The following is a 6,199-nucleotide window of genomic DNA, read 5'->3' as shown; positions in this document are numbered from 1 at the left end:
CCCCTTCGCCTCCACCCCCGTCCCCGCCCCGCTCACCAGCACGGCCCTGAACAACGGAGTTCACCATGACGGACACCACGCGGACGGAGCCCACCGGCCCCGTGACGCGCACCACACGCGACCTCACCAGAGCAGCCGTCTCCGGCTGGCTCGGTACGGCGATGGAGTTCATGGACTTCCAGCTCTACTCGCTGGCTGCCGCCATCGTCTTCAACAAGATCTTCTTCCCCGACGTCAGCCCGGCCATCGGGCTGATCGCCGCCATGGCCACCTACGGCGTCGGCTATGTCGCCCGGCTCGCCGGGGCCGTCTACTTCGGCCGCATGGGCGACCGGATCGGCCGCAAGAAAGTGCTGTTCCTGACCATCCTGCTGATGGGCGCGTCGACCACGCTGATCGGGGCGCTGCCCACGTACGGGGCGATCGGCATCCTCGCGCCGGTCCTGCTGGTCGTCCTGCGGCTCGTGCAGGGCTTCGGGGCGGGCGCCGAGATCGCCGGGGCCACCGTGATGCTCGCCGAGTACGCCCCCGTCAAGCGGCGTGGCCTGGTCTCCTCGCTGGTCTCGCTCGGCACCAACTCCGGCACGCTGGCCGCGTCGGGACTGTGGGCGATCCTGCTCGCCGTGCTCAGCGAGGAGCAGCTGCTCTCGTGGGGCTGGCGGCTGCCGTTCCTGCTCAGCTTCCTGCTGATGATCTTCGCGGTGTGGCTGCGCCGCAACCTCAAGGAGAGCCCGGTCTTCGAGGAGCGGCCGGACGTCGTGGACGGAGTGGCGATGTCCCGCACGGAGGTCGAGTCCGCTCTCGACAGCGCCGCCCTGGAGGAGAAGCGGGAGAGCGTCCTGGAGGCCGGGATCCGCCAGCGCAAGGGCAAGGCGTTCTTCCTCGCCCTCGGGCTGCGGTTCGGGCAGGCGGGCAACTCGGGGCTGATCCAGACCTTCCTGGTCGGCTACATCGCCACGAATCTGCACGCCGACCGGGCCGTGCCGACCGACGCGATCGTCTACGGTTCGCTGCTGGGCTTCCTCACCGTGCCGCTGGTCGGGCTGCTCGGGGACCGCTTCGGCCGCCGCCCGATGTACCTCGCTCTCACCCTGCTGACCATGGTCCTCGCCTTCCCGATGATGCTGCTGATCACCTCAGGCTCCACCCCGGCGCTGATGCTCGGTATGGTCCTCGGACTCAATGTCGGGGTCCTGGGCCTGTTCTCGCTGGAGAGCGTGACGATGGCCGAACTGTTCGGCTCCCGTACCCGCTTCACCCAACTCGCCCTGTCCAAGGAGATCGGCGGCATCCTCGCCACCGCGATCGGCCCGGTGGTCGCGGCGACGCTCACCGCCGTCACCGGCAGCTGGTGGCCGATCGCCGCGATGCTCGTCGGCTACTCGCTGATCACCCTGGTGTCCGCGTTCCTCGCCCCCGAGACGCGCGGGCGCGACCTGGTACGGCTGGAGGACGCCGCGTGAAGGCCGTCGTCGTCCACGGGCCGCGCGATCTGCGGATCGACGAGCGCCCGCGCCCCGAGCCGGGCCCCGGAGAGGTCCTCGTCGCCATGGAGTGGGGCGGGATCTGCGGCTCCGACGTCGCGTACTGGAAACACGGCGTGTCCGGGACCGCCGCACTGAGGCACCCGCTGGTCCTCGGGCACGAGGTCGCCGGGCGGATCGCCGAAACCGGTCCGGGAACAAGCGGCCTGACGGACGGTCAGCCCGTCACCGTCCACCCGGCGGAGCCGGAGGGGAACGAGCCGCTGCCCGAGCGGATCGCCGGCCGCACCAACCTCCACCGGCGGATCAGGTACTTCGGATCGGCGGCCTTCGACCCGCACACCGACGGCGGGTTCAGCGAGTACCGCGTGGTCCGCGCCGACCGGATACGCCCGCTGCCCGAAGGGGTGAGCACGGAACACGGCGCGCTCGCCGAGCCCCTCGCCGTCGCCCTGCACGCGGTGCGCCGCGCCGGGGACGTGCGCGGCAGGACCGTACTCGTCAACGGCGCAGGACCGATCGGGGCGCTGGTCGTGGCGGCGCTGAAACACCGGGGGGCCGCCGCCGTGATCGCGTCCGACCTCTCCGGGACGTCGCTGCGCGTCGCCCGTGCGATGGGCGCGGACGAGACGGTCGACGTCTCCTCGGGCGCGCCCCTGCCCGAGGACGTCGAGCTGTCCTTCGACGCCTCGGGAGCCCCCGCCGCGCTGGGGCCGGTGCTGCGGGCGACGGCGCGCGGCGGCACGCTCGTCCAGGTCGGCAACCTGCCCGGGGCCGCCGCGCCCGCCGCGCTCGGGGACCTGGTGACCCGGGAGATCACCTGGATCGGCTCGTACCGCTTCGTCGAGGAGATCGACGACGCGCTGGCCGCGATGCGCGACGGACTCGACGTGTCGCCCGTCATCAGCCACCGCTTCGGCCTCGACCGGGCGGGAGAGGCGCTGGCCGTCGCCGCCGGAAGCGGCAGCAGCAAGGTCATGCTGCGGCTGGACCGGACAGCGGCCCGATGACCTCGCGGTGACGGGTGGTGCGGGGCCCCTCGCGGGCCCCGCACACCGGGCCGAACACCCTTGCCGGGAACCGATCTCCGTCACTTCTCTTGACGCGCGCTCGACAACAGTGGGTTGATGTGGCCAGCGCACGCGGACCGCTCCACCCTGAAGTGGGAGCGCTCCCACGCCTCGTGGCCCTCCGCACGCACGAGGCTCGTCGGACTCCGCATACACGAGAAGGGACCTTGGATATGCGGAACACGGACTTGCGGCACAACACGGCGTTACGGGCGGTCCTGGCCGTCCTCGCACTCACCGCGCTCACCGTCGGCGGGCTGCTCGCCCATCCGGACAGCGCGGCGTCGGCGGCGGCCGACCCCGTACGGATCATGCCGCTGGGCGACTCCATCACCGGCTCGCCGGGCTGCTGGCGCGCGGTGCTCGGCAACCGGCTCCAGGAGACCGGCTACGCGGTCGACTTCGTCGGCACACTCGGGCCGCAGGGCTGCCCGCAGGCGCGGGACGGCGACAACGAAGGACACGGCGGCGCCCTGGTGACCGACGTCGCCGCTCAGAGTCAACTGCCCGGCTGGCTCGACGCCACCCACCCCGACATCGTTGTCATGCACTTCGGCACCAACGACGTGTGGAACGCCGTCGATCCCGAGCGGATCCTCGCCGCCTACGACACTCTCCTCGGCCAGATGCGGGCGAACAACCCGGACATGAGGATTCTGGTCGCCCAGCTCATCCCGATGAATCCGAGCGGCTGCGCGGAGTGTGCCCAGCGCGTGGTCGCGCTCAACAGCCGGATCCCCGGCTGGGCGGCGGCGCGGAGCACCTCGCGCTCGCCGGTGACCGCCGTCGACCAGTGGACCGGCTTCAGCACGTCCGGCGACACCTACGACGGTGTGCACCCGAACAGTTCGGGCGACGACAAGATCGCCGCCCGCTGGTACCCGGCGCTGACGGCACTGCTGACGCCCGGTGGCACCGGCCCGACACCGACTCCCCCGGCCACTCCCACCCCGACGCCGACCCCCTCCGCGCCGGGGAGCGCCACCTGCGGCGCCGCGCTCCGTACCGTCTCGTCCTGGCAGGACGGCTACCAGGCGGAGGTGACGGTCCGCAACACCGGGGCCGCGCCGCTGAGCCGCTGGACGGTCCGGCTCGCCGTGCCCGCGGGCGAGGAGATCACCCAGGTCTGGAACGGCGCGCTCACCCGCGGCCCGGCCGAGGTGAGCGTGGACGCGCTGTCCTGGAACGGCGCGCTCGCGGCCGGAGAGTCGACGGCCTTCGGGCTCCTCGCGTCCCGGTCCGCCACCGCCGGGTCCGCGATCACCGTCGCGGGCTGCGCCGCCGGCTGACCGGACGGCGCCCGGCCCGCGCCGCCCCCTCCGACCGGCGACACCCCTGCGACCGACGACACCTCCGCGGCCGAGAACACCCCGCCCCGGAAACACTCCCGGAAACCCCGGGCACCCCCACAGGAGACCCCCATGAGCGCATCCCCCACCGCCGGGCCCACCGGAAGGACCACCGCGCGCCCGGCCGCCCGCCTCGGCCTGCTCCTCTCGCTGCTCGCCCTCCTCCCGCTGTCCGCCCTGCTCGCCCTCGGCCCGCGGCAGGCGACGGCGGCGCACGCGGCCGTCGCCGCCACCGACCTGCACGCCACCGACCTGCACGCCACCGGCCTGCACGTCAGCGGCGGCAGGCTGGTCGAGGCGAACGGCAACGACTTCGTCGTCCGGGGCGTCAACCACGCCCACACCTGGTACCCGAGCCGGACCACGGCCGCCCTGAGCGACATCAAGGCGCTCGGCGCCAACACCGTCCGCGTGGTGCTCAGCACCGGTGACCAGTGGACCAGGAACGACGCGGCCGACGTGGCGGACGTCGTCGCCCAGTGCAAGCGGAACAAGCTCATCTGCGTGCTGGAGGCACACGACACCACCGGCTACGGCGAGCAGGGCGCGGCGGTCACGCTCTCGCGGGCCGCGGACTACTGGATCAGTGTGCGGACCGCGCTGACCGGCCAGGAGAACTACGTCATCGTCAACATCGGCAACGAGCCGTACGGCAACACCGCCTACGCGGGCTGGACGGCCGACACCAAGGCGGCCGTCCAGAAACTGCGCGCGGCCGGGATCCAGCACACACTGATGGTCGACGCGCCCAACTGGGGCCAGGACTGGTCCTTCACCATGCGGGACAACGCCGCGTCGGTCTTCGCCGCCGACTCCCTCCGCAACACCGTGTTCTCGATCCACATGTACGGCGTCTTCGACACGGCGGCCAAGGTCGGCTCGTACCTGAGAAGCTTCACCTCGGCCGGACTGCCCATCCTGGTGGGCGAGTTCGGCGACATGCACTCGGACGGCAACCCGGACGAGGACGCCATCATGGCCACCACGCGCTCGCTGGGACTCGGCTATCTCGGCTGGTCCTGGAGCGGCAACAGCGGTGGTGTGGAGTACCTCGACATGGCGGCCGACTTCCGCGCGAACGCGCTGACCTCGTGGGGACAGCGCATCTTCAAGGGTGCGGACGGCATCGCCGCGACATCCAGGCAGGCTTCCGTCTACGGCGCCCGGTGAGCCCGTCCGGCCGTGGACGGTGCCGGGGGTGATCCACCGTCACCCCCGGCACCGTCCCCCACCAGGGCTCCTCGTCGGCCACGTCGGTGAACAGGACATCGCGATGTTCCGCCCGCATCGGAGAGAGAGGGCAGCCATGCCGCACAGCACACGCCCGTCCTCGGGCCGGGTCGTCACCGTCGGCGTCCATCCCCACAACCCCTCGCTGTTCGTCCTGCGCCGCCTCGGAGTGCTCGAACCGATGCTGGCCAGGCTGGGCGCCGTCGTGGAGTGGGTGGAGTACGACGACGGCCGGTGCACCATCGACCTGTTCGCGGAGGCCGAGATCGACTTCGGCGGCACCGGTTCGATGCCGCCCGTCCAGGCACAGAGCGAAGGCGTGGAGATCGTGTACGTGGCGGTCTCGGATCCCCGGCCGGGCCGGGTCGCGCTGGTGGTGCCCGCGGACTCGTCCATCCGTACCGTCGCGGACCTGCGCGGCCGGCGGGTGGCGATGACGGACGGGTCCTGTCACAGTGAACTCCTGGCCTCGGTGCTGGAATCCGTGGGCATCGGCTACCACGACATCGTCGTGCTCGACGGGAACGCCGACGAGAACAGGTCGGCGTTCGAGTCCGGTGAAGCGGAGGCCCGGGTCACCGGCGATCCCCATGTCGCCGAGGCGCGGCGGTCCGGTTCCCTCCGGGTGCTGGCCGAGGCCGGGGCCGAGATCGCCGACCGGTCCGTGTGGTGGGCCGGGCGGGCCTTCGCCGTGGCCGAGCCGCGACTGCTGGAGACCCTCGTCCGGGCGCTGCGGGTGTCGGACGCCTGGGCGGCCCGTCATCCGCGCGAGGCCGCGGGCCTCTTCGCCGCCGGGGTACCGGGCTCCCCGGACGCGGCGGCGTGGGAGACGGCGCTGCGCCGCGGGCCCTGGGGGCTGCGTCCGGTGAGCGCGGACGTGGTCGCGGAGCAGCAGACGGCGGCGGACCGGTACGTCCGGCTGGGCATGATCCCCGCCCCCGTCTCGATCGCCGACGCCGTGCTCGCCCCGGTGCCCGCGCTGCTCGGGTCGGCCGGGCCCGTGGTCACCGCCGCGTCCGCGTCGGCGTACGGAACGGGGTGAGGGCACGCGACGCGAGTACCGCCG

The 6,199-nt window shown here is 72.5% G+C and carries 5 protein-coding genes; all 5 read left to right on the top strand.

Translation table 11 applies throughout. The features are described 5' to 3' along the window. The first annotated feature begins 65 nt into the window (after positions 1-65). The 5 genes from DVH02_RS25410 (at position 66) to DVH02_RS25390 (ending at position 6,175) form a co-directional block, all read left to right on the top strand. Entirely contained in the window at positions 66-1,463 is a 1,398-nt protein-coding gene (locus DVH02_RS25410; RefSeq protein ID WP_114626176.1) for an MFS transporter, read from the top strand. Next, on the top strand, positions 1,460-2,494 hold the full coding sequence (locus tag DVH02_RS25405) for an L-idonate 5-dehydrogenase (protein WP_114626175.1): 1,035 nt from the start codon (positions 1,460-1,462) through the stop codon (positions 2,492-2,494). Before DVH02_RS25410 ends, DVH02_RS25405 begins: the two co-directional genes overlap by 4 nt. 233 nt (positions 2,495-2,727) lie before the next feature. Next, the gene (locus tag DVH02_RS25400; RefSeq protein WP_114626174.1) at positions 2,728-3,843 is read left to right on the top strand and encodes a cellulose binding domain-containing protein; all 1,116 of its coding nucleotides are present in this window, start codon (positions 2,728-2,730) and stop codon (positions 3,841-3,843) included. A 132-nt stretch (positions 3,844-3,975) separates the two neighbouring features. Further along, positions 3,976-5,073 (top strand): glycoside hydrolase family 5 protein, encoded by a 1,098-nt coding sequence (locus DVH02_RS25395; RefSeq protein ID WP_114626173.1) that lies wholly within the window; start codon positions 3,976-3,978, stop codon positions 5,071-5,073. Between the two features lie 136 nt (positions 5,074-5,209). After that, the gene (locus DVH02_RS25390) at positions 5,210-6,175 is read left to right on the top strand and encodes an ABC transporter substrate-binding protein (protein WP_158575938.1); all 966 of its coding nucleotides are present in this window, start codon (positions 5,210-5,212) and stop codon (positions 6,173-6,175) included. The last annotated feature ends 24 nt before the right edge of the window (positions 6,176-6,199 follow it).

The sequence above is a fragment of the Streptomyces corynorhini genome, from assembly GCF_003346515.1.
Classification (GTDB): Bacteria; Actinomycetota; Actinomycetes; order Streptomycetales; family Streptomycetaceae; genus Streptomyces; species Streptomyces corynorhini.
This window is presented reverse-complemented; position numbering and strand designations above follow the sequence as displayed.